At 75.1% G+C, this 21,565-nt stretch carries 20 protein-coding genes; 12 read left to right on the top strand and 8 right to left on the bottom strand.

The window, feature by feature from the left end; genetic code table 11:
• Positions 1 to 231: 231 nt before the first annotated feature.
• A complete protein-coding gene (locus KSK32_RS28045; RefSeq protein WP_216934124.1) occupies positions 232 to 1,365 on the bottom strand; it encodes an N-acetylmuramoyl-L-alanine amidase in 1,134 nt (377 codons plus the stop codon).
• A 352-nt stretch (positions 1,366 to 1,717) separates the two neighbouring features.
• Between KSK32_RS28045 and KSK32_RS28040 the strand changes: the two genes are divergently transcribed.
• The 7 genes from KSK32_RS28040 (at position 1,718) to KSK32_RS28010 (ending at position 11,841) form a co-directional block, all read left to right on the top strand.
• The gene (locus KSK32_RS28040) at positions 1,718 to 3,505 is read left to right on the top strand and encodes a hypothetical protein (protein WP_216934122.1); all 1,788 of its coding nucleotides are present in this window, start codon (positions 1,718 to 1,720) and stop codon (positions 3,503 to 3,505) included.
• A gap of 203 nt (positions 3,506 to 3,708) precedes the next feature.
• Positions 3,709 to 5,337 (top strand): serine/threonine-protein kinase, encoded by a 1,629-nt coding sequence (locus KSK32_RS28035; protein ID WP_216934119.1) that lies wholly within the window; start codon positions 3,709 to 3,711, stop codon positions 5,335 to 5,337.
• A gap of 54 nt (positions 5,338 to 5,391) precedes the next feature.
• Positions 5,392 to 6,747 carry a hypothetical protein gene (locus KSK32_RS28030; protein ID WP_216934117.1) on the top strand — a complete coding sequence of 452 codons (1,356 nt, stop codon included), beginning with the start codon at positions 5,392 to 5,394 and terminating at the stop codon, positions 6,745 to 6,747.
• Positions 6,748 to 6,820: 73 nt separating this feature from the next.
• Complete coding sequence (locus KSK32_RS28025) at positions 6,821 to 7,846, top strand: hypothetical protein (RefSeq protein WP_216934116.1); 1,026 nt, start codon at positions 6,821 to 6,823, stop codon at positions 7,844 to 7,846.
• Between the two features lie 204 nt (positions 7,847 to 8,050).
• Positions 8,051 to 9,463, top strand: a complete 1,413-nt coding sequence (locus KSK32_RS28020; RefSeq protein WP_216934114.1) for an MFS transporter — start codon at positions 8,051 to 8,053, stop codon at positions 9,461 to 9,463.
• Positions 9,464 to 9,502: 39 nt separating this feature from the next.
• Positions 9,503 to 11,365: a transketolase gene (locus tag KSK32_RS28015; protein ID WP_216934112.1), complete on the top strand. Its 1,863-nt coding sequence runs from the start codon at positions 9,503 to 9,505 to the stop codon at positions 11,363 to 11,365.
• Positions 11,366 to 11,454: 89 nt separating this feature from the next.
• Positions 11,455 to 11,841, top strand: coding sequence for a DUF2267 domain-containing protein (locus KSK32_RS28010; RefSeq protein WP_216934111.1), 387 nt, complete (start codon positions 11,455 to 11,457; stop codon positions 11,839 to 11,841).
• 55 nt (positions 11,842 to 11,896) lie between these two features.
• On the opposite strand, the gene KSK32_RS28005 is transcribed toward KSK32_RS28010, so the two are convergent.
• The 3 genes from KSK32_RS28005 to KSK32_RS27995 form a co-directional block, all read right to left on the bottom strand.
• Positions 11,897 to 12,286, bottom strand: coding sequence for a VOC family protein (locus tag KSK32_RS28005; RefSeq protein WP_216934109.1), 390 nt, complete (start codon positions 12,284 to 12,286; stop codon positions 11,897 to 11,899).
• On the bottom strand, positions 12,283 to 12,981 hold the full coding sequence (locus KSK32_RS28000; protein ID WP_254187213.1) for a hypothetical protein: 699 nt from the start codon (positions 12,979 to 12,981) through the stop codon (positions 12,283 to 12,285). Before KSK32_RS28000 ends, KSK32_RS28005 begins: the two co-directional genes overlap by 4 nt.
• Positions 12,982 to 13,204: 223 nt before the next feature.
• Positions 13,205 to 13,603, bottom strand: a complete 399-nt coding sequence (locus KSK32_RS27995) for a YchJ family protein (RefSeq protein ID WP_216934107.1) — start codon at positions 13,601 to 13,603, stop codon at positions 13,205 to 13,207.
• Positions 13,604 to 13,713: 110 nt separating this feature from the next.
• Here KSK32_RS27995 and KSK32_RS27990 point away from each other — a divergent pair, with 110 nt between their 5' ends.
• The gene (locus KSK32_RS27990) at positions 13,714 to 14,715 is read left to right on the top strand and encodes a phosphotransferase family protein (RefSeq protein WP_216934106.1); all 1,002 of its coding nucleotides are present in this window, start codon (positions 13,714 to 13,716) and stop codon (positions 14,713 to 14,715) included.
• Positions 14,716 to 14,718: 3 nt separating this feature from the next.
• Here the strand turns inward: KSK32_RS27990 and KSK32_RS27985 are convergent, their stop codons facing one another.
• From KSK32_RS27985 to KSK32_RS27970, 4 genes are all read right to left on the bottom strand, one after another.
• Positions 14,719 to 15,360, bottom strand: a complete 642-nt coding sequence (locus KSK32_RS27985) for a class F sortase (protein WP_216934104.1) — start codon at positions 15,358 to 15,360, stop codon at positions 14,719 to 14,721.
• Between the two features lie 67 nt (positions 15,361 to 15,427).
• Positions 15,428 to 15,910, bottom strand: coding sequence for a hypothetical protein (locus tag KSK32_RS27980; protein WP_216934102.1), 483 nt, complete (start codon positions 15,908 to 15,910; stop codon positions 15,428 to 15,430).
• Between the two features lie 242 nt (positions 15,911 to 16,152).
• Positions 16,153 to 16,821, bottom strand: coding sequence for a response regulator transcription factor (locus KSK32_RS27975; protein WP_216934100.1), 669 nt, complete (start codon positions 16,819 to 16,821; stop codon positions 16,153 to 16,155).
• A complete protein-coding gene (locus tag KSK32_RS27970) occupies positions 16,818 to 17,921 on the bottom strand; it encodes a sensor histidine kinase (protein WP_216934098.1) in 1,104 nt (367 codons plus the stop codon). The genes KSK32_RS27975 and KSK32_RS27970 overlap by 4 nt, the downstream gene beginning before the upstream one ends.
• Positions 17,922 to 18,090: 169 nt before the next feature.
• Here KSK32_RS27970 and KSK32_RS27965 point away from each other — a divergent pair, with 169 nt between their 5' ends.
• The 4 genes from KSK32_RS27965 (at position 18,091) to KSK32_RS27950 (ending at position 21,557) form a co-directional block, all read left to right on the top strand.
• The gene (locus tag KSK32_RS27965) at positions 18,091 to 18,507 is read left to right on the top strand and encodes a DUF6069 family protein (RefSeq protein ID WP_216934096.1); all 417 of its coding nucleotides are present in this window, start codon (positions 18,091 to 18,093) and stop codon (positions 18,505 to 18,507) included.
• A 198-nt stretch (positions 18,508 to 18,705) separates the two neighbouring features.
• A complete protein-coding gene (locus KSK32_RS27960; RefSeq protein ID WP_216934095.1) occupies positions 18,706 to 19,113 on the top strand; it encodes a YciI family protein in 408 nt (135 codons plus the stop codon).
• Between the two features lie 8 nt (positions 19,114 to 19,121).
• A complete protein-coding gene (locus KSK32_RS27955; protein WP_216936402.1) occupies positions 19,122 to 20,267 on the top strand; it encodes an RNA polymerase sigma factor in 1,146 nt (381 codons plus the stop codon).
• 42 nt (positions 20,268 to 20,309) lie between these two features.
• Positions 20,310 to 21,557: an MFS transporter gene (locus KSK32_RS27950; protein ID WP_216934093.1), complete on the top strand. Its 1,248-nt coding sequence runs from the start codon at positions 20,310 to 20,312 to the stop codon at positions 21,555 to 21,557.
• The last annotated feature ends 8 nt before the right edge of the window (positions 21,558 to 21,565 follow it).

Here is a 21,565-nt window from a genome sequence, read left to right as displayed (position 1 = left end):
GCCGTTCGGTACGCCCGGCTGACGGCGTCTCGGCCTCCGCGCCCGGGCGTCCTGCCCGGAGGTGAGAATGACTCATATCTATCTCCGGGCAATGATCGGCGCACCACCGCCGTCCGGGATAGCCGTCATTCACCAGTCGTCAATGCCGACGTTTCGTCGCGTTCCACCCCGCAACGACGAGGTGGGGGTGGCGCCGTTGCCACCCCCACCGCTCTCCCCGCCGGTGCGCCGTCAGTGCTTGTGGAACGACTGGCGCACCACACCCCCCACCAGTGCGCACCAGGTGGTGGTGCTGATCTTGCCGGTGGGCGGTAGTCCGTGCAGGCGCTGGAGGTCCTTCACCGCCGTGCGGGTGACGTGGTCGTACTCCCCGGTCGGGGTGACCTCGGCGTAGCCCTTGGAGGCGAGCATGAACTGCGCGGCGGCCACCGGGACGCCCGACGACTTCTGGTCCAGCTCCGGGGCCAGGGTCTCCCAGGTGGGCGCCGTGAGCGTGGCGTCGACGTCGACCGGGATGCCGTTGCGCGCCTGCCAGTCCTGCACCGCCGCGACCGTGGCCGCGTCGAACACGCCGTTCACCGGCACGGTGTAGCCGCGGAACGTGAGCAGGTACTGCGCGACCTGGACCACCGGGCCGCCGACGAAGCGCCAGATGTCCGGCCAGCGGCGGGCCGGCACGTCGCCCAGCTTCGTGCCGAGCTTCTTGAACACGGCCCGGCGCAGCGCCGGGAACTCCCGGTAGAACATCGCGCCCGGGCAGAGTGTGGCGCGGAAGTCCCAGTGGCCGAAGATGTCGTGCGCGTGCAGACCGTACTGCCGGCAGATCGCGGTGCACAGCCGGACGAGGGAGTCCAGCAGCTCCTCCGGCGGCGTCTCGATGACGTAGGTGCCCTCGTTCTCGATGCCGATGGCCCGCCCGTTCTCGCCCGGGCAGTGCGCGGCGATCATCTGCCGGTCGCCGGCGCGCAGCCGGTCCAGGCTGCCGTGCCGCCCCTCCAGGACGTGCCCGCCGCGGCTCACCGTGAAGTGCTGCCCGGTGTCGGACCAGCCGTTGCCGTCCATGTGCAGGTCCTGGCAGTCGCGGGCGAGCTGCTTGGCGTGCTCCTCGGAGTAGTCGGTGACGTTCGGGAACGCCATGTGGTGCACGATGATCTTGTTGGTCGGGATCGCGCTCACCGACAGCGGGTCGGCCGGTGGGCGGGCGGCCCACTCGTCGCAGCTGATGATCCAGTCGAGGTCCGTGCCCGGCGCGGCCTGCGCGGCGGCCGGCCGGGCGAGCTCGCTGCCGACGACCGCGACCGCGGCGGCGCCGAGGCCGGCCCGCAGCAGCGTACGGCGGTCCAGCTCGGGGTGGTCGAAGTGCATCTCGCCTCCTCGATGGCCCGACCGGTGCCGGGCGATGTAAAGGAACTGCAACGAATGAGCGCGTGTTGGAGAATATTGCCAACCTCGGGTGGTGCGCCAGAGGACAAAAGCGACGATCGCCGGCCGGTGAGCCGACCGCGCCCGCCGCCGGAGCAGGCGATCTCACGTCCGCTGACCGGGACGGGTCATGGTCGTCCGCTGTCCGCCGTGGCCGCCCGGACCGGTGCCGTCGCTCAGCCTGACCGGCACTGATCCGGCGGCTGGGCGGGCGTCCGCCCAGCCGCCCGGGTGGCGGTGCCCCCGTGCCGGCCGTCCACCCGTACGCTGGCCGGGGCGGAACGGGGGGAGTGGCATGGCGGGTCGCGGGCGGCTGGACCGGCGCAGTGTGCTCGTGGCCGCGGGCGGGCTGGCGGTCGCCGGGATCGGCGTGCCGGTCGGGCTGGCCGCCACGAACGAACGGCCGCCGCCCCCGCCGCGCGGCCGGCGGCCGGTCAGCATGGCGATGCATCTGCACGCCTCCTTCAGCGAGGGCGTAGCCAGCTACGCCGCCCATCTCGACCAGGCCCGCCGCAACGGCGTCGACGTGCTCTGGTGGACCGACCACGACTTCCGGGTCGCCGCCCACGACCACCGCCGGGTCGTCCACTTCGACGGCCCGGAGGAACGCGAGGGCGGCCTGGCCTGGACCTGGCAGCCGGCCACCGAGGGACGGCTGTCCGCCTCGGGCGCCGACTTCGTGGACGCGCCGGACGCCCCCGACGGGCCGGGCCGCGCGCTGCGCCTCACCGCCGCCGGTTCCGGCACCCTCTGGTACGCGGGCAAGGCGTGGAACTGGACGCACACCGCCAACATCTCCGACACGACGCTGCACCTCGACGTACGCCCCGAAGCGGCAGGGCGGGACGCCACGCTCACCGTGGAGGTGGCGCTTTCGCACCACCCGGCCGGACCCGACCGGCCCGCCGGGCAGCTCGTGCTGCGCTACCGCCTCGGCGGCGTGGACACGGTCCGGCACACAGTGGACGGCCGGCACGGCACCGTCGAGACGCCTGCCCCGGCGGGTGCCTGGCGGCGGCACACCTTCGACCTGCTCGCCGACGTGCGGCGGCTCTGGCCCGGCATCGTCGCCGGGGACAACTCGCTGCGCGGGCTGCGCCTCGGCGTGACCGCGGCCCGCGGCGGGCGCGGCGCGTACCTGGTGGACCGGCTCGTCTTCGACCGCGCCCGCCGCGCCGGCCAGGCGGGCGAGGAGTTGCGCGCCGAGGTGCTGCGCGGCTACGACGGCGCGTACGCAGGCGTCACCCACCACCGCGCGTACGAGGTGTCGATGGTGCGGCACCTCAACTGGTTCGGCGGCGACGGCACACTGCCGCGCTTCCCGTCCCCGCCGTACCGGGACAACGACGTCGATGCCACCGAGGCGATGGTGGAGTTCCTGCACGCGCACGGCGGGGTGGTGTGCTGGAACCACCCGCTGGACGTGGAGCGCCGCGAATCACTGGCCCGCCTGCTGGTGAGCCGCGACGCGCTCGGCGTCGACCTGATCGAGATCGGACGCCGACCGGTCGAGGACCACCTCTGGGCGTACGACGTGGCGGCCCGTAACGCGATCCCGCTCACCGCCGTCGGGGTCACCGACGACCACGACGGCACCGACTGGCGGGCCGGCCGGGACCGGAACGTCACGTCGGTGTGGGCGTCCTCGACCGGCGTTGACGACCTGGTCGCGGCGCTGCGCGCCGGGCAGGCGTGGTTCGCCGACCTGACCGGCTACCGGGGCGCGCTGGACCTGGAACTGGGTGGCCGCAGCGCCATGGGCGCGCTCGCCGTGCTCGCCGAGGACACCGTCACGGTGCGGCTGTGCGCCACCGACCTGCCGGCCGGGGCCACGCTGGAGACGGTCACCGGCGAGGTCGACCGGGCCGGTGTCGCGGACCCGACACCGGCGGTCCGGGTCGGGCAGATCCCCTGGCGGCAGTTGCGGCAGGGCTGGTACGACCTGCCGGTGCGCGTCGGCGCCGGCACGTACGTGCGCACCCAGGTCCGCGACCGCGACGGCGAGATCGTCGGCGCGAGCAACCCCCTCTGGCTGCTCCGCAACCCCCCACCGGCAGGCATCCCCGCACCCCGCCGCTTCTGACCGCGGTTGCCGGGGTCTGGTACTCGTGACGGGGTGTCCGATACCGACCACCTGCCGCGCGGTGAGGCGCCGCGCGGCCGACAGGGCGCCGACCGGCGTCCGGAAGCAGCCGTTGCGGCGATGGCCGGCGGCTGCGCGACGATGAGAATGACGAGCGAGGCGGCGTCCGAGAGCCGCCCGTGGGACGCCGTGGAGTCTGTCGCATGAGCGGCTGGGAACTGTCCGGATACACGCCGGTCCGCCGGCTCGGCGCCGGCGCGTCGGGCAGCGTCGTGCTCGCCGTCCACGACGCGACCGGCACCCCGGTCGCGATCAAGTACCTGGTCCGCGACCTGGGCGAGGACTCGGCGTTCCGGACCGCGTTCCGGACCGAGGCCCGGCTGCTCGGCGAGATCGACGACCCGCACGTCAGCCGCCTCTACGAGTACGTGGAGAGCCCGCACGGTGCGGCCATCGTGATGGAACTGGTCGACGGCGTCTCCCTGCGCCAGATGCTGCGGGAACACGGTCCGACCACGCCCGAGGCGGCGCTCTGCGTCCTCAAGGGCTCACTCGCGGGCCTGGCCGCCGCACACGCCCACGGAGTCGTGCACCGCGACTACAAACCGGAGAACGTGCTGGTCACCGGCACCGGGCTGAGCAAGCTCGCCGACTTCGGCATCGCCATGCCGATCGGCCAGGGCTCCGACACCACCGTGTCCGGCACGCCCCGCTACATGGCCCCCGAACAGTGGACCGGCGCCCCGGCCGCCCCGGCGTGCGACGTGTACGCCGCCACCGCCACGTTCTTCGAGTGCCTCACCGGCCGGCCCCCGTACCAGGGACCGGACCTGCTCTCCCTGCGCGACCAGCACGCCGGCGCGCCGATCCCCGCCGAGGCGGCACCCCCGCCGGTGCACGAACTGCTGCGACACGGCATGGCCAAACGCCCCGACGAGCGTCCGCCGTCCGCCGAGGCGTTCCTGGAGCTGCTGGAACGGGTCGCCGGCACCGGCTACGGCCCGGAGTGGGAGGAACGTGGGCTGCGCGAGCTGGCCCGGCGGGCGGTGCTGCTCGCCGCGCTGTGGCCGTTCCCGGACCGGGCCGAGGGCGGCACGGCTGTCGCCCACACCGCGCTGGGCACCACCACCGGCCGGAGCGGACGGTTCCGCGGCGGGCGCACCCGTACCGCGCTCGCCGCCGGTGCGCTGGTCGCCGCCGTCCTGGCCGGAGGCGCCGGTTACCGCTACGCCGCCCACGGCGGCACGTCCGCCGCGGAATCGGCCGGCCCGGCGAGCGCCGCTCCCGCCATCACCGGCGCACCCACACCGGACCCGACCGGCGCCGAGTCGCCGAGCCCGTCGCCGACGCCCAGCCCGTCCACCGCGTCCGCCGCACCACCTCCCGCGCCGCCGGCCAGCCCCGACCCGACCGGGACGCCGACCCGTACCGGCACGCCTGCCCCCAGCGCGTCGCGCAGCACCAGCCCGCCGCCACCGGACGTGACAGCACCGGTCGTGGACGGCGTACGTGCGGACCCGGGCGAGCTGGACCCGAAGGGCTGCCCCTACGGCGCCAAGACCAGCACCGTCACCGCCACCGTCATCGACGACCGCAGCGGCCCGGCCGCGCTCACCGTCACGTTCGGCTACACCCTCGACGGTGCCACCGGCACGATCCGGATGGCCGCCGCCGGGCGCGGCGTGTTCACCGGCCCGCTCGGCCCGCTGTCCACGCCCAAGCGCAGCGCCCGCATCCCCATCCGGGTCACCGCCGCCGACGCCGCCGGCAACACGACCACCTCGGCGTCACCGGTGTACGTGACGCTCTACCACGCCTGCACCCCCGGCTAGGAGTACGACAGTGCCCGCTGCCCCGCACCGCAGCCCGTCCCGGGGACGGTCGGCGTGACCCGCCCCGACGAGCCCACCGAGGCGCTGCCCACCCGTGCCCTGCCGGTCACCGGCGACGCGGACGCCGCGGAGCCCACCGTCCACCTGGTCCGGCCGGGAGCCGACGCCGACTCGACGGTGTCGCTCGCCGTCAACCAGGCGGACTCGACTGCCGAGAGCGCGGAGCCGACGACGGCGCTCGTGATCGACCATGCGGAGGCGACCGTCCGGCTCGCCGTCGACACCCCGGCGGCGACCGTCAGTTCGGAGTCCACCGTCCACCTCCCCGGGGCGGCGGCCGACCAGCCACCCACCGCCGAACCCACGGTCCACCTGACGGCGATCCCCGGCGGGGACGACCACACCGCAGACCTCGCCGCCTCGGCCACGCCGACACCGCCGGATGCCGAGCCGACCGTGCACCTGCGCCCCGGGCGGGCAGCCGACACAGGTGAGGTGACCGTTCACCTCCCGGCGGCTCCGGACAACAGAGCGGGGGAGCAGACGGTGAGTCTGAGCCCGGCCAGCGACGGCTCGGCGGGCGAGGCGACGGTCCACCTCCGTGCGACGCCTGACGGTCAGACCGGCGAACCGACGGTGAGCCTCCATCCGGCTCCGGCGGGCGAGGCGACGGTCCAGATGCGCCCGGCATCGGCAGGTGCGACCGGACAGGCCACCGTCTACCCGCGTCCGAGCGCGGAACCGCCCCTGCGCCCCGGCGCGGAACCGACCGCATCGTGGCAGCCCATCGCCTCCTGGCAGCCCACCGGCGTACCGCATCGGGGCCGCGCCACCGGCACGGCGGCGACGGGCGCCGGGGCGTACCCGGATCGGACCGGCCCCGCGCGGGCGGTGAGCAGCGGGTCGGCCCCCGGCGGCGAGCTGCGCTTCGGGCCGGGCGTGCCGGCGACGCCGCCGCCCGCGCCGCCCTGGCCCACCGCGCCTCCGATCCGCCCGCGTCCGGCCTGGCGTCGCGTCGTCTCGGTGCTGTCCACGCTGCTCACCGTGGTGCTGCTGCTGGCGGTCGGCCTCTACCTGTGGCAGCGGCTGCGCCCGCTGGAGGTCGAGGGGGTCACCGTCGCGGTGCCCCGGCCGGCCGGTGTCGCCTGCGACGTGACGGTCGACGTGGTGGCCACGGTGCACACCAACGGGCGCGGCGGGACGATCCGCTACCAGTGGTTCCGCTCGGACGCACCGCCCGGCGCGGTGCTCAGCGAACGGGTCGGCAGCGGGCAGCAGACGGCGGCCCTCACCCTCAAGTGGACGTTCACCGGGGTCGGGACGACCACCGGCATCGCCACCGTCAACATCGTCGAACCGGCGACGGCGCAGGCCAGCACCCGGGTCGTCTACCGCTGCCCCGGAGGCTGATCGCGTTTCCCCGCGCGCGGGTCCGGGTAGCCCCACCCGAACAACCCTGGACCACGTACGTGGAGGCCCTTCGATGACAGACAACTTCGGGGACGCGGTGGGCGACGCGTTCCGTTCGGTGATGCTGTTCCTGCCCAAGGCGGTCGCGTTCGTCGCGATCCTGGTCGTCGGCTGGCTGATCGCCAAGGCCGTGCTGAAGCTCGTCGACAAGGTGCTGGAGCGGGTCCACTTCGACCGGGCCGTCGAGCGCGGCGGGATCAAGACCGCGCTGGCCCGCTCGAAGTACGACGCCAGCGACATCGTCGCGAAGCTGGCCTACTACGGGGTGCTGCTGGTCACGCTCCAGCTCGCGTTCGGCATCTGGGGCCCGAACCCCATTTCCGACCTGATCGCCGGCGTGATCGCCTGGCTGCCCCGGGCGTTCGTCGCGATCGTCATCGTGGTGGTCGCCGCGGCCATCGCCCGCGCCGTGAAGGACATCATCTCCAGCGCGCTCGGCGGCCTCTCGTACGGCCGGGTGCTGGCGAACCTCGCCTCGGTGTTCATCCTGGGCCTCGGGGTCATCGCCGCGCTCAACCAGATCGGCGTCGCCACCACGGTCACCACCCCAGTGCTGATCGCGGTGCTCGCCACCGTCGGCGGCATCCTGGTCGTCGGCGTCGGCGGCGGGCTGGTCCGGCCGATGCAGAGCCGCTGGGAGAACTGGCTGACCCGGGCCGAGGAGGAGTCGCGCACCATCGCCACGCACGCCCGCGCGTACCAGGCGGGCCGGCGCGACGTCGAGGCCCGCCTGTCCGCCAACGGCCCGTACGGGGAGTCGGAGCTGACCCAGCCGGTGAGCCGCGACGCCGAGGCGGACCGCACGCAGCCGGTCCCCGCGTACCCGGGCACCCAGCCGGCCCCGGCCGCCACCGGCGCGGACGCCACCGAGCCGGTGCCGCCGCAGGCGGGCGCGGAGGCGACGCAGCACATCCCGGCGTACCCGGACTCCGAGCGCACCCAGCCGACCACGCCGCGCCAGCCGACCGCCGAGCAGGCCGCGGACAGCGAGGCCACCATGGTCATTCCGCAGGCCGACGTGGAGAAGTTCCGCCGCTGACCCGAACAGCAGCGACGAACCGGGGCGGGGCCGCACGGTCCCGCCCCGAATTCGTGCCCTCCGGGGACCACCCGGTCGCCTCGTGGCGGATAGGATCCCGGCATGACCTGGCGATGTTGATGCCCTCCTGAGCGACGAGGCCGCGGGCCGCCGCGGACGCCGTGCATTCCGACCGGTGTCCGTCACGTCCCGTGGGAAGGTTCCATGCTCGTCGCTCCTGCCCGCGTGCCCGCGACCCGCCGTCTGGCGGCGACGCTCTACGGGTACGCGTTCCTCACCGACCTCGTCCTGCTCTACCCGCTCTACGTGCTGCTGTTCGCCGACACCGGGCTGTCGGTCGGGCAGATCTCCTCGCTGTTCGTGCTCTGGGCGGCCGCCGGCATCGTGCTGGAGGTGCCCTCCGGCGTGTGGGCCGACGCGGTGTCGCGCCGGCTGCTGCTCTGCCTGGCGCCGCTGCTGGCCGCCGGCGGGTTCGCGCTCTGGGTGCTGCTGCCGTCGTATCCGGCGTTCGCCGTGGGCTTCCTGCTCTGGGGCGCCGGTGGCGCGCTGCGGTCCGGCGCGCTGGAGGCGCTCGTCTTCACCGAGCTGGAACGCCTCGGCGCGACCGGCCGGTACGCCCGGCTGATCGGCCGGACCCGCACCGCCGAGGTGCTGGGCGCGGTCGGGTCGGGGGTGCTCGCCGGGCCGGTGTTCGCGCTCGGCGGCTACCTCGCGGTCGGCGCGGCGAGCGTGGCGACGTGCCTGCTGGCGGCGGCTGTCGCGGCCCGCTTCCCGGAGCACCGCAGACCGCCCGCAGCCCTGCCGGCCGTCCCGGCCGGGCCGATTCCGAGTGCCGTGCCGGCCGGGCCGATCCCGAGTGCCGTGCCGGCCGGGCCCGTGCCGACGACCGGTCCGGACGGGCTCCCGGTGCTGCCCCGGGTGCCGGCGGCGGCTCAGGTGTCCCCGGACCACCCGACGCCGGGCGCGGGTGACGAGGCGGGGGAGTGGCCGGGTGACGAGGAGCCCGGCTGGCTGGACAGCCTGCGCCTGGGCCTGTGCGAGGTGCGGGCCGACCGCCGCGTCCGCGCCGCGGTGCTGCTGGTCGCGGCGGTCACCGCGATCTGGGGCGGGCTCGACGAGTACACCGGGCTGCTGGCCGCGGACACCGGCATGGCCGAGGTGGGCGTACCGCTGCTGCTCCTGCTGGTGTGGGCCGGGATGACAGTGGGCGGGCTGCTCGCGCCGCTGGGCGAGCGGCTGTCCCACCGGGGGTACGCCGGTCTGCTGGTGTTCGCGGCGGCGGCGACGGCGGCCGGGGCGCTGCTGCGGCACCCGGCGGGCTTCCTGCTGCTGGCGGCGGCGTTCGCCGCGTTCCAGCTGGCCACCGTGCTCGCCGACGTACGGCTCCAGGCCCGGATCGCCGGGCCGGCCCGGGCCACCGTCACGTCGCTGGCCGGGATGGCCACCGACCTGACCATCGTCGCCTTCTACGGCGGGTACGGGCTGCTCGCCGGCGCGGTGGGCAACCCGGCGGCCTTCGCGGTCGCGGTGCTGCCGTACCTGCTGGTGGCGCTATGGCTGGCCACCGGCCGGGCATTAATCGGCGGAAAAGGGACCAATGGTCGCGTTCGCGGCTAGCGTGGATCCGGAAGTCGGCGAGCCCGGGAGACGATCGCTGTGACGTTGGAAGCAGAGCGCACACTGCGCGACGAGGAACTGACCGGGCTGGCGGAGCTGGCCGCCCAGCTGCGGGTGGACGCGATCCGGTGCAGCACGATGGCCGGCTCCGGGCACCCCACGTCCAGCCTCTCCGCCGCCGACCTGCTCGCCGTGCTGGTCGCCCGGCACCTGCGCTACGACTGGTCCTACCCGGACAACCCCGCCAACGACCATCTGATCTTCTCCAAGGGGCACGCCTCCCCGCTGCTGTACGCGGTGTTCCGCGCCACCGGCGCGATCAGCGAGCAGGAGCTGCTGGAGACGTACCGGCGATCCGGGTCGCGTCTCCAGGGCCACCCCACACCGGTGCTGCCCTGGGTGGACGTGGCCACCGGCTCGCTCGGGCAGGGCCTGCCGGTCGGCGTCGGGGTGGCGCTGGCCGCCCAGTACCTCGACCGGTCGCCCGCCCACGTCTGGGTGCTCTGCGGCGACAGCGAGACCGCCGAGGGATCGGTGTGGGAGGCGCTGGACAAGGCCGGCCACTACGGGCTGCGCAACCTCACCACGATCGTGGACGTCAACCGGTTCGGCCAGCGCGGCCCCACCGAGCTGGAGTGGGATCTGGACACCTACCGGCGGCGGGTGGAGGCGTTCGGCTGCCGGGCGATCGTGGTCGACGGCCACGACCCGGGCGCGATCGACGAGGCGTACGGGCAGGCGCGCGACGCCGCCGGGCCGACCGTGGTGCTGGCCCGCACGGTCAAGGGCAAGGGCGTACCCGAGGTGGAGAACGACCCGGCCTGGCACGGCAAGCCGTTCGAACCGGAACTGGCCGAGCGTGCCGTGCGCGGGCTCGGCGGCCCCCGGCGCATCCGGGTCGCCGGACCGAAGCCACCGCCCGCGCCGCGCACCGCCCCGGCCGAGCACGGACAGCCGGAGCTGCCCCGGTACTCCCGCGGCGCGAAGGTCGCCACCCGGGACGCGTACGGCGACGCGCTGCGCGCCCTCGGCGCCGCCCGGCCCGACGTGGTCGCGCTCGACGGCGAGGTCAGCGACTCCACCCGGGCGGAGCGCTTCGCCACCGCGTACCCGGATCGGTTCTTCCAGATGTTCATCGCCGAGCAGCAGCTCGCCGCCGCGGCGGTGGGCCTCGCGGTGCGCGGCTACCGGCCGTTCGCGGCGACGTTCGCCGCGTTCTGGTCCCGGGCGTACGACTTCATCCGAATGGCGGGCGTCTCCCGGGCCGACATCGCGCTGGTCGGCTCGCACGCCGGGGTGGAGATCGGCCCGGACGGCCCGTCCCAGATGGGGCTGGAGGACATCGCCGCGCTGCGGGCGGTGCCCGGCTCCACGGTGCTCTGCCCGGCCGACGCGGTCTCCTGCGGGGCCCTGGTCGCCCAGATGCCCGACCACCCGGGTGTGACCTACCTGCGCACCACGCGCGGCAAGTACCCGGTGCTCTACGACGACGCCGAGCCGTTCCCGATCGGCGGCAGCCGGATGGTGCGCGGCGGCGGGGACGTGGCGCTGCTGGGCACCGGCGTGACTGTGCACCTGTGCCTCGCCGCCGCCGACGAGCTGACCCGCGAGGGCATCGACGCCCGGGTGATCGACCTGTACTCGATCAAACCGGTGGACCGGCGGCGCCTGGCCGAGGCCGTCGTGGAGACCGGCGGGCGGCTCGTCGTGGTCGAGGACCACTACCCGGAGGGCGGGCTGGGCTCAGCCGTGCTGGAGGCGCTGGCCGACATGAGCGAACCGGCCCGGGTCAACCACCTGGCGGTACGCGGACTGCCCGGCTCCGGCACCTCCGCCCAGCAGCTCGACCGGGCCGGCATCGGCGTCGGCGCGATCGTCTCGGCGGCGCGGGCCCTGGCCTGAGCGACGCCTGCCGGGGCCGGCGGTGCGGCGGGTGTTTGCCGAGGCCGGCCGCGGGTAGCCACGCTGCCGTTGCGACGGGAGGACCGACGATGGCCGAACCGGAGTTCTACGCGCGGGTGTCCGCTCGCGCCGGCATGCCGATGGAGACCGCCCGCGCGCTGACCGAGGCGACGCTGCGCACGCTCGCCGAACGCATCAGCGGCGGCGAGGCCGACGACCTGTCCGCGCACGTCGCGCACGAGCTTCGTCCGCTGCTGGCCCGGGCCCGGGTCGAGGATCCCGAGGTCTTCGGGTACGACGAGTTCCTGCGCCGGATCGCCGAGCGGGCCGGCGTCAGCCCGGCCGACGCCGAGCGCGGTGCCCGCGCCGTGGTGCAGGCCCTGCACCGGGTGATCGGGCCGGTCGCGTTCCACCGCGCGCTCTCGCAACTGCCCGCGCGCATCGGCGAGCTGGTCCAGCCGGCACCACGCGGGTAGAAGCGGGATCCCGCCCCTACCGGACGCGGGATCCCGCTCTGACTGCCCGCCTGAATCAGTCCGTGCGGTGCAGGAACGACCACTGGTGGCCGTCGGGGTCCCGGAAGCCCCGCATGTAGAGGTAGCCGAGATCCTGGCCCGGGCCGAGCGCGCTGCCGCCCGCGTCGACCGCGCGCTCCACCAGCGCGTCCACCTGCTCGCGGCGATCCACGGCGAGGCCCACGATCACCTCCCGGCAGGTCGCGGTGTCGCAGACGTCGACACCGGCGAACGCGGTGAAGGCGGCCGGGAGATGCAGGACCAGGTGCGTGGCGGCGCCGAAGCCGAGCTGCGCGCTCGGCGCACCAGGCGGCCGGGGCGCCGGGACGAACCCGAGGGCGGCGAAGAACGCCACCGCGGCGTCGAGGTCGCGTACCGGGAGGTTGACGAAGGTCGCGCCGGTCATCGGGCCGCCTCCCGCTCCAGCAACGCCTTGAGCGCGCCCAACCGGTCCCGCCAGTACGCCTTGAGCCGCGCCGCCTCGGCGGCGTCGGCCAGCTTCTCGTGCAGCACGGCCACCCGCGACTTCGACGCATCCACCGGCGTCAGCCCGACGACGATCCGGCTCGGACCGCTCGCCCAGTTCGCCCGGAACGTCTTCGGCGCCGTGGCGGTACGCACCCGCACCTCGACGCCGGGCAGCCACCGCCGCCGGGTCGCCTCGTCGGCGAACGCCTGGAACAGCGTCTGCACCGGCACGGCGACGGTCCGGCTGGCACCGGCCTCGAACCCGCCGCCCCGCCGCTGACCCGGTGCGCGCAGGCCTCGTGCCTGCTCGTAGCCGACCGTGACCGTCTGCGCCCACCAGCCCGGCACCCCGTGGGTGTCGACCAGCCAACGGGCGATCTCGGTGTGGCTCCGGTCGACCGCGCCCCACGCGTCGAGCCGGTCGAACCAGCCGGGCCATTCCTGCCCGGTCCGCTCGCGCAGCAGCGCGTCGGAGACGCGGTCCTGCTGGGTCCGCCCACCGGTGGGGGCGACCGTCGGGGCCGGCGTGGTTTCGGCTCTGCCGAGCAACTGCCGGCGGGCGGTGGTGTAGCTCTCGCCGGTCTTGTCCATCCGGGTGCGTACCCGGGACTTGAAGGACCTCTGACGGGTCATCGCGCGCTCCCTGTCACGACCCGGTCGGGGAACCCACGCTTCCGGCGACCGTGCCGTGCGGCTGCCGCGCGGTGGTGAGGTGTCGCGTCCCGAGGGCTCGGGGCCCCCTTTGCCTCCGCGGGCCGGTGGCGTGGGCACCGGAAAGGAGGTGGGGCGCGGGACGGCGCCGACCCTCAGTGTAGGCCGGATCGTCGTGTCGTGGGAGCCGGCACGCCGGGCCGCGTCACTCCGGCAACGCGTCCAGGTAGACCCAGCGGCCGTCCTCCCGGGCGAAGCGGCTGTGCTCGGCCAGCACGCCCGCCCGGCTGCCCTCGCGGTAGTGCGCCCGGAACCGGACCGTCCCGGCGCTGTCGAACAGCCCGCCCTGCCCGGTCTCCACGATCTCCAGCCGGGTCCAGCGGGTGCCCGGGTCCAGCTCCAGCCGGGCCGGGCGGGTGGTCGAGTGCCAGCTGTGCCGCAGGTAGGCGGCGTCGCCGAGCGCGAACGCGCTGAACCGGGACCGCATCAGCGCCTCCGCGGTCGCCGCCGTCACCTCGCTCCGGTGCACCGGGGCGCAGCAGTCCGCGTACGGCCGCCCGGTGCCGCACGGGCAGGCCGCCGACCGTTCACGCCGTTTCGCCATGCCGCGATTCTCCCAAGCGCCGGGGCGGTGTTAACAAGGGGCCCTTCCTCTACCGGAGGCGTTAACAGGGGGCCCTTCCTTACATCCCAACCCACTACGCTCCCGGAACCATGAGCGTGAGTCCGACTCAGCGTGCCCTCGACCCCGCGCAGGTCCGCCGCTACCTGACCGCATCGCTCGGACCGGACGCCGAGGTGGCCGACTGCGGCCCGCTGACCGGGGGCGGCTTCGCCGCCGTGTGGCAGGTACGCCTGACCGACGGCCGTGACGTGGTGCTCAAGGCCGGTCCGCCGCCGCACGTGCCGCTGCTGCGCTACGAACGGGACATGATCGGCGCGGAGGCGCGCTACCTGCGCCTGGTGGCCGACCGCGCGCCCGGGGTGCCGACGCCGCCGCTGCTGCACCACGGCACCGACCCCGAACTGGGCGACTGGCTGCTCATGGCGCGGCTACCAGGTCGCACCCTCTGGGACCTGACCCGGGCCGGCGCGGACGTCGGACCGCTGCGCGCCGAGTTCGGCCGCGCGCTCGCCGCGCTGCACACGGTCACCGGCGACCGGTACGGCTACGACGGCGACCGGGCCCGCGGCGCGACGTGGCGGGACGCCTACCGGGCCATGGTGGACGACATGCTCGCCGACGCCGCGGACTGGGCGGTGCCCCTGCCGGTGCCGGCGTCCCGGATCCGGGATCTGGTGGCCCGGCACGCGGACGCGCTCGACGCGGTACGCCGCCCGGCGCTGCTGCACTTCGACGGCTGGGCCGGCAACGTGCTCGCCGTGGACGGGCCCGACGGCACGCCGCGCCTGAGCGGCCTGGTCGACGGCGAGCGGTACCTGTGGGGCGACCCGCTGATGGACCTGGTGTCGCCGCTGCTGTTCCGCCGCGCCGAGGACGAGCCGGACGACCCGCTGGTGCGCGCCTACCGGGCCGTGTCGCCGTTCCCGCTCGACGCCGGGGCGCGGCGGCGGCTCGGGCTCTACCGGCTGTATCTCTACCTGCTGATGACCGTCGAGATGCCCAGCCGGAACATCACCGCCGACAACGACCCGGGCCGGGTGGCGCTGCTGGCCGAACTCCTCGACGCGGAACTGGCCGAGCTGGAAGGCTGAGCGTCACCGGGTGGCGGTGGCGAAGACGACGATGTTGTCCGGGTAGCTGCCGGTCCGCGGGTCGAACCGCCCGCCGCACGTGATCAGCCGCAGCCGCGCCGCCGCGTCGCCGCCGTAGACCCGCGCGGTGGGGAAGCGCTCCTTCGGGTACGCCCCGACGCCGTCCACCGTGAACGTCGCGGTCCGGCCGTCGGCCCGCAGCACCCGGATCGTGTCGCCGCCGCGCAGCCGCCCGAGGTCGAAGAACACCGCCGGACCGTGCTGCGAGTCGACGTGTCCGACCAGCACCGCGTTGCCGGCCTGGCCGGGGGCGGGACCGGGGTGGTACCAGCCGGCGACCTCCGGGCGTTCCAGCGGCGGCACCTCCAGCGCGCCGTCCGCGTCGGTGGCGACCGGGACGATCTCGGCGTCGACGCCGATGCGCGGGACGGTGACCCGCACCGGCGTGGACCGGGGCAGCGCCGGGCCGTCCGTACCCGGTCGTTCGGTCGCCGGCGCGGCGGAGGCCCCGGGCTGCGGCGGTGGAGCCGACGTGGTGCCGAGCCCGGCCGAGACCAGCCCGGCGCCGGTGGCGGCGGCGAGCGTGACGGCGGTGACCACGACGGCGGTGTGCAGGCGCGAGCGGCGCTGCGACTCCGACAGCATTCCACCTCCGTCGAACAGGAACGCGACGCCCGCGCCGGATGCATCCGGCGCGGGCGGACCGCTCCGGTCAGGCGACGGCGCCCGCGCGACGCCGGCGGACGACCGCGTACGCGCCTCCGGCGAGCGCCCCGGCGGCCAGCACGCCACCGGCGAGCAGCACCCCGGTGTCGCCGTCGCGCCCGCCGCCACCTGCCTGCGCGCCGCCGATCGGGGTGACGGTGAACGTGGCGCTGCCGCCGTCGCTGCCGTCGCCGCAGGTGGTGGCCACCGTGTACGTGCCGAGCGTGAACCCGGCGGTGAACAGTTCGGCGCTCAGGCCGCCGCCCGCGGCGGCTGTGGTGGACCGGACGTTCTGGTCCCGGTCCGGGCCGGTGACCCGGAAGATCGCGTCACCGGCGTTCGGGTTGCACGTGGTGGTCAGCACGACGGTGCCGCCGACCGGGGTGGTGGCGGGTGACACTCTGGTGTCCGCCAGCGCGGCGGCCGGGAGCAGCAGTGTGCCGAGGCCCACGCCGAACGCCGCCGATCCGAGAAATGACTGTGCCTTCATCCGCGTCTTCCCTCACTTTTCGTCCGCTGTAGGCGTGGGACGTCGTTCGGGTGGCCAACTCCGTGACGAGCACCGGTGTGGCCAACACTAGGAGGGTTGCGACGGTCACTGGGGGTAATTGAGAAATCTTCGTTGCCGTCCCGTGTGCTCCCTGCCGCCACCGGACGGCGGACATGCCGGGCCAGGCCGGACGGCGGACCGTCCCGGATCGCCGCGTCTGGGGCCTGGTGTCCGGTTCGTGCCTACCGGGTCGGCGGCTCCGGCCGGACCAGCCCGGTGTCGTACGCGAGCACCACCGCCTGGATCCGGTCGCGCAGGCCCAGCTTGGTGAGGATCGACGAGACGTGGGTCTTCACGGTGGCGGTGCTCAGGTGCAGCCGGGCAGCGATCTCCGCATTGGACAGTGCGCGCGCGGTGAGGGTCAGCACCTCCCGCTCGCGGGCGGTCAGCGCGGTCAGCACGTCCCCGGTGGGCGCGGGCGCGGGCAGCCGGTCGGCGTACCGGTCCAGCAGCCGCCGGGTCACTGAGGGCGCGAGCAGGGCCTCGCCCCGGGCCACCACGCGTACCGCCTCGGCGAGGTCGGCCGGACGGGTGTCCTTGAGCAGGAACGCACTCGCCCCGGCGCGCAGCGCGGCGTAGACGTGTTCGTCCAGGTCGAACGTGGTCAGCATGACCACGCGCGCCGGGTTGCCGGCGGCCACCAGCTCCCGGGTGGCGGCGATGCCGTCGCGCCGGGGCATCCGGACGTCCATCAGCACCACGTCCGGCTGCGTGCGGGTCGCCACCGCCACCGCCTCGACGCCGTCGGCGGCCTCCCCGACCACGGTGAGGCCGGGTCGCGCGTCGAGGACGGTGCGCAGCCCGGTGCGGATCAGCTCCTGGTCGTCGGCGACCACCACCCGCACCGTCATCGGCCCGCCCCGACCGGCAGTCGCGCGTGGACCCGGAACCCGCCGGCCGGCAGCGGGCCGGCGTCGAGCGTGCCGCCGAGCAGCCGGGCCCGTTCCCGCATCCCGACGATGCCGCGCCCGGTGCTCGTACCGGGACGGCGGGCGGGTGCCGGGCCGTCGTTGACCACCTCCAGCCGCAGCACCCCGTCCCGGTAGCGGACGTCCACGTCGGCGTGTGTCGCGTGCCCGTGCCGCAGCGCGTTTGTCAGCGACTCCTGCACGATCCGGTATGCCGACAGCTGCACCCCGCCCGGCAGCACCTCCCCGTCGCCGTCCCGGCGCAGCGTCACCGGCAGTCCGACCGCCCGTACCGCGTCGGCGAGCGTGTCGAGCTGCGCCAGCCCCGGCTGCGGCCCGTCCGGGTTCGACCCGTCGTCGGCGGCGAGCGCGTGCAGCATGGCCCGCAGTTCGGTGAGGGCCGACCGGGCCGCCGTGTCGATCGCGCCGAGTGCCGCCCGGGCCTGCTCCGGCTGCTCGTCGAACACGTCCTCGGCTGCGGCGGCCTGGACGGCGATGACCGCCACGTGGTGCGCCACCACGTCGTGCAGCTCCCGGGAGATCCGTTCCCGTTCGGCCGCGCGTACCTGCCGTTCCCGCTCGCAGCGCCGCTGCGCCTGGCCCCGCTGCAACTCACCGAGCGTCCAGCTCAGGCCCAGCGCGGTCACCGCCAGCAGCAGGTCCCGCCAGCCGCCGGTGACCAGTTTCCACGGCGTGGGCGCCAGCAGCAGCCCGAGCGCGACGAGCGAGTACCGGGGCGGGCGCAGCCGGGCCACGTACGCCGTCGGCACCGCGACCAGGCCGAGCCAGCCGAGCTGCGGGCAGAGCGCCTCCAGGCCGAGGCCGGCGAGCGCGGCGGCGGACAGGGCGTACCCCGGGTGGCGCCGGATCCACAGCAGACAGCTCGCCTGCGCCACGGCGAGGCCGACCGCGACGGCGGTCGCGCCGGTCGTGTCCGGGCCGGCGTCGGAGGCCAGCAGCGCGAGCAGGCAGACGGCGAGGCTCGCCGTGGCGACGCCGCCGTCGAGCAGCAGCAGGAACCGGGACCGGGACGCACACCTCATGTCCGGATGCTAGGCCGCCGGGCCGCCGCTTCTCATCGGTCGCCGGACGGAGATCCGGGGCGGCGGTCGTTCCGGCGACGGAGCCGGGAACCGCTCGGCGGCCCGATCCGCCCGCCGGGCCGCCGGACCTAGCGTTCCGGGCAGTAGTCCCGATCTGGAGGAGTCACCGATGGAACACACGATCCCGGCCGTCGCCGCCCGCCCGAATCGCCGCCGGGACCGCCTGCTGACGGTGGTCGCGGCGGCCGCCGTCACGCTGCTGGGCTGGGTGGTCGCGGTGCCGGTGGCCGGGGTGGAGCTGGCCGCGCGTACCGGCTCCGCCGAGCAGCGGGTGACGCCGGTGGCAGTGGCGGTGAGCACGCTGCTCGCCGGGCTGGCCGGCTGGGCGCTGCTGGCCCTGCTGGAGCGGCTCACCGCCCGTGCCCGGACCGCCTGGACGGTGGTCGCGGGCCTGGTGCTGCTGGTGTCGCTGCTCGGCCCGCTGGGCGGGGGAGCGGGGAGCGCGGCGGCGCTGACGCTGGTGGCGCTGCATCTGGTCGCGGGCGCGGTGCTGATCACCGGCCTGCGCCGGACCGCCGCCGGCTGACGCCGGGCGATCCGCTGACGGGTCCGGGCCGCCGCGACGGGGGCGGGCGGCCCGGACCATCACAACTAGCCTCCTAGGATGCCTTACGCGATGTGGCGCCGAAAATTCCTCCGCCACCGATGTCGAGAACGGACGGGCGGCTTCGTCCCCGGAGTGAACGCGGCCAGAATGGATCGCACCCTCGACGAGGAGACACCGATGAAGTACCTGCTCCTGAAGCACTACCGCGGCGGCCCGACCCCGGTCACCGAGATGCCGATGATCGACAAGTGGACGCCGGAGGAGATCTCCGCGCACGTGAACTACATGCAGGAGTTCGCGGCGCGGCTGCAGGAGAGCGGCGAGTACGTCGACGGCCAGGCGCTCGCCCCGGAGGGGACGTTCGTCCGCTACGACGGCGAGGGACGCCCGCCGGTCACCGACGGCCCGTTCGCCGAGACGAAGGACCTCATCGCCGGCTGGATGGTGATCGACGTGGACAGCTACGACCGCGCGCTCGAACTCGCAGCCGAGCTGTCGGCCGCGCCGGGGCAGGGCGGCAAGCCGATCCACGAGTGGCTGGAGCTGCGCCCGTTCCTGAGCGCGCCGCCCACCATCACGGAGTGACCCCTCCGATGGACGGGGTCGCGCTCCGCAGCCTCATCCCGGGCGTGCTCGGTGTCCTCGTCCGCCGCGGAGCCGACTTCGCGGCGGCCGAGGACGCCGTGCAGGACGCGCTGATCGAGGCGCTGCGCGTCTGGCCGGACGACCCGCCCCGGGATCCGCGCGGCTGGCTGGTGACGGTGGCGTGGCGGCGGTTCCTGGACGTGGTCCGTGCCGACGCCGCCCGGCGCCGGCGTGAGGACCTCGTGGACGAGGAGCCGCCGCCCGGGCCGGTGCCGGCGGTGGACGACACGCTGCGGCTCTACTTCCTCTGCGCGCATCCGTCGCTGAGCCCGTCGTCGGCCGTCGCGTTGACGCTGCGCGCCGTCGGCGGGCTCACCACCCGGCAGATCGCGCAGGCGTACCTGGTGCCGGAGGCCACCATGGCGCAGCGGATCAGCCGGGCCAAGCGCACCGTCTCCGGGGTCCGGTTCGACCAGCCCGGCGACGTGGCCACCGTGCTGCGGGTGCTGTACCTGGTGTTCAACGAGGGCTACTCCGGCGACGTGGACCTGGCGGCCGAGGCGATCCGGCTCACCCGGCAGCTCGCCGCCGTGATCGACCACCCCGAGGTGGCCGGGCTGCTCGCGCTCATGCTGCTGCACCACGCCCGCCGGGCCGGGCGTACCGCCAGCGACGGCAGCCTGGTGCCGCTGGCCGAGCAGGACCGCAGCCGGTGGGACACCGCGCTGATCGCCGAGGGCGTGGGCATCCTCCAGACCGCCCTGTCCCGGGACCGGCTGGGCGAGTTCCAGGCCCAGGCAGCCGTCGCGGCGCTGCACGCCGACGCGCCCACCGCCGCCGAGACCGACTGGGTGCAGATCGTCGAGTGGTACGACGAACTCGTCCGCCTGACCGGCAGCCCGATCGCCCGGCTCAACCGGGCGGTCGCGGTCGGGGAGGCGGACGGCCCCCGGGCCGGACTGGCGGCGCTCGCGGCACTCGACGACGCGCTGCCCCGGTACACGGCGGTGGCGGCGTACCTGCACGAACGCGACGGCGACCCGGCCACGGCGGCGCGACTGTACGCGGAGGCGGCCCGCCGTGCGTCCAGCCTGGCCGAACGTGACCACCTGAACCGGCAGGCCGCCCGCCTCAACACCCGCCGGCCCGGATAAATCGGTCGGCGGTGAGCGTCGCCGCTGGTAGGTTGCCTCGCCGTGACGGGGGAACGGCTCGGCGGGCGCTTCGCCCGACTGTGGACGGCGAGCACGCTGTCCGCGCTGGGCAGCGGGACGGCGACGGTGGCGGCCCCGCTGTACGTGGCGTCGATCACCGACGATCCGCTGGTGGTGTCGGCCGGGGCGGCGGTGTCGTGGCTGCCGTGGCTGCTGTTCGCGCTGCCCGGTGGCGTGCTGGCGGACCGGATGGACCGGCGGCGGCTGATGGTGCTCATCGACTGGGTACGCGTCGGCGCGCTGGTCGCGCTCGCGGTGGCGATGCTGGCCGACCGGGCCGGGATCGCGCTGCTCTACGTGGTGCTGTTCGTGGTGAACACCGGCGAGGTGGTGTTCCGTACCGCCGCGCAGGCGGTGCTGCCGGCGGTGGTGCCGCGCTCGATGCTGGAACGCGCCAACGGCTGGCTGGGCGGCGGTACCCAGGTGATGCAGAACATGATCGCCGGCCCGCTCGGCGGGTTCCTGTTCGTGCTGGCGGCGTCGCTGCCGTTCGCGCTCAACGCCGGCACGTACGCGCTGAGCGCCGTGCTGGTCGGGCTGCTCGCCGGGACGTACCGGGGCGGCGCGGCGCCGCAGGAGCGGCGGTCGGTGCGGGCGGAGGTCGCGGAGGGGTTCCGCTGGCTGTGGGGGCAGCGGCTGCTGCGCACCATGACGGTGCTGATCGGCCTGCTGAACGTCACGCTCACCGCGGCGGTGGCGGTGCTGGTGCTGCTCGCCACCGAGCGGCTGGGTCTGGGCTCGGTCGGCTACGGCGCGTTGTTCACCTGCATGGCTGTCGGCGGCGTGCTCGGCTCGCTGGTGGGGGACCGGCTGATCGCCGCGATCACGCCCACCTGGACGGTGCGGACGGGGTTGCTGGTCGAGGCGGGACTGCACCTGGCGCTCGCCGCCTCCCGCAGCGCGCTCGTGGTCGGGTTCGCGCTGTTCGCGTTCGGGGCGCACAGCGCACTGTGGAACATCGTGGCGAACTCGCTGCGGCAGCGGCTCACCCCGCCGGAGCTGATGGGCCGGGTCGGCAGCACCACGCTGTTCGTCGCGGCGGGCGGCAACTGCGTCGGCGCGCTGCTCGGCGGCGTGGTGGCGGCCCGGTTCGGCATCACCGCGCCGTACTGGGTGGGTTTCGTGGTGGCGGTCGCGGTGATCGCCGCGACGTGGCGGGTCTTCGACCGGGCGACGGTGGCCGCCGCCTACGCCGAGCCGGTCCCGCAGCAGCCCGCCCCGGTGCCCTGAGCGGGTCG

The sequence above is a fragment of the Micromonospora sp. WMMB482 genome (genome assembly GCF_019038635.1).
GTDB lineage: Bacteria > Actinomycetota > Actinomycetes > Mycobacteriales > Micromonosporaceae > Micromonospora > Micromonospora marina.
Note: the sequence above shows the minus strand (reverse complement) of the source record. Positions and strands in the feature narration are given on the sequence as shown.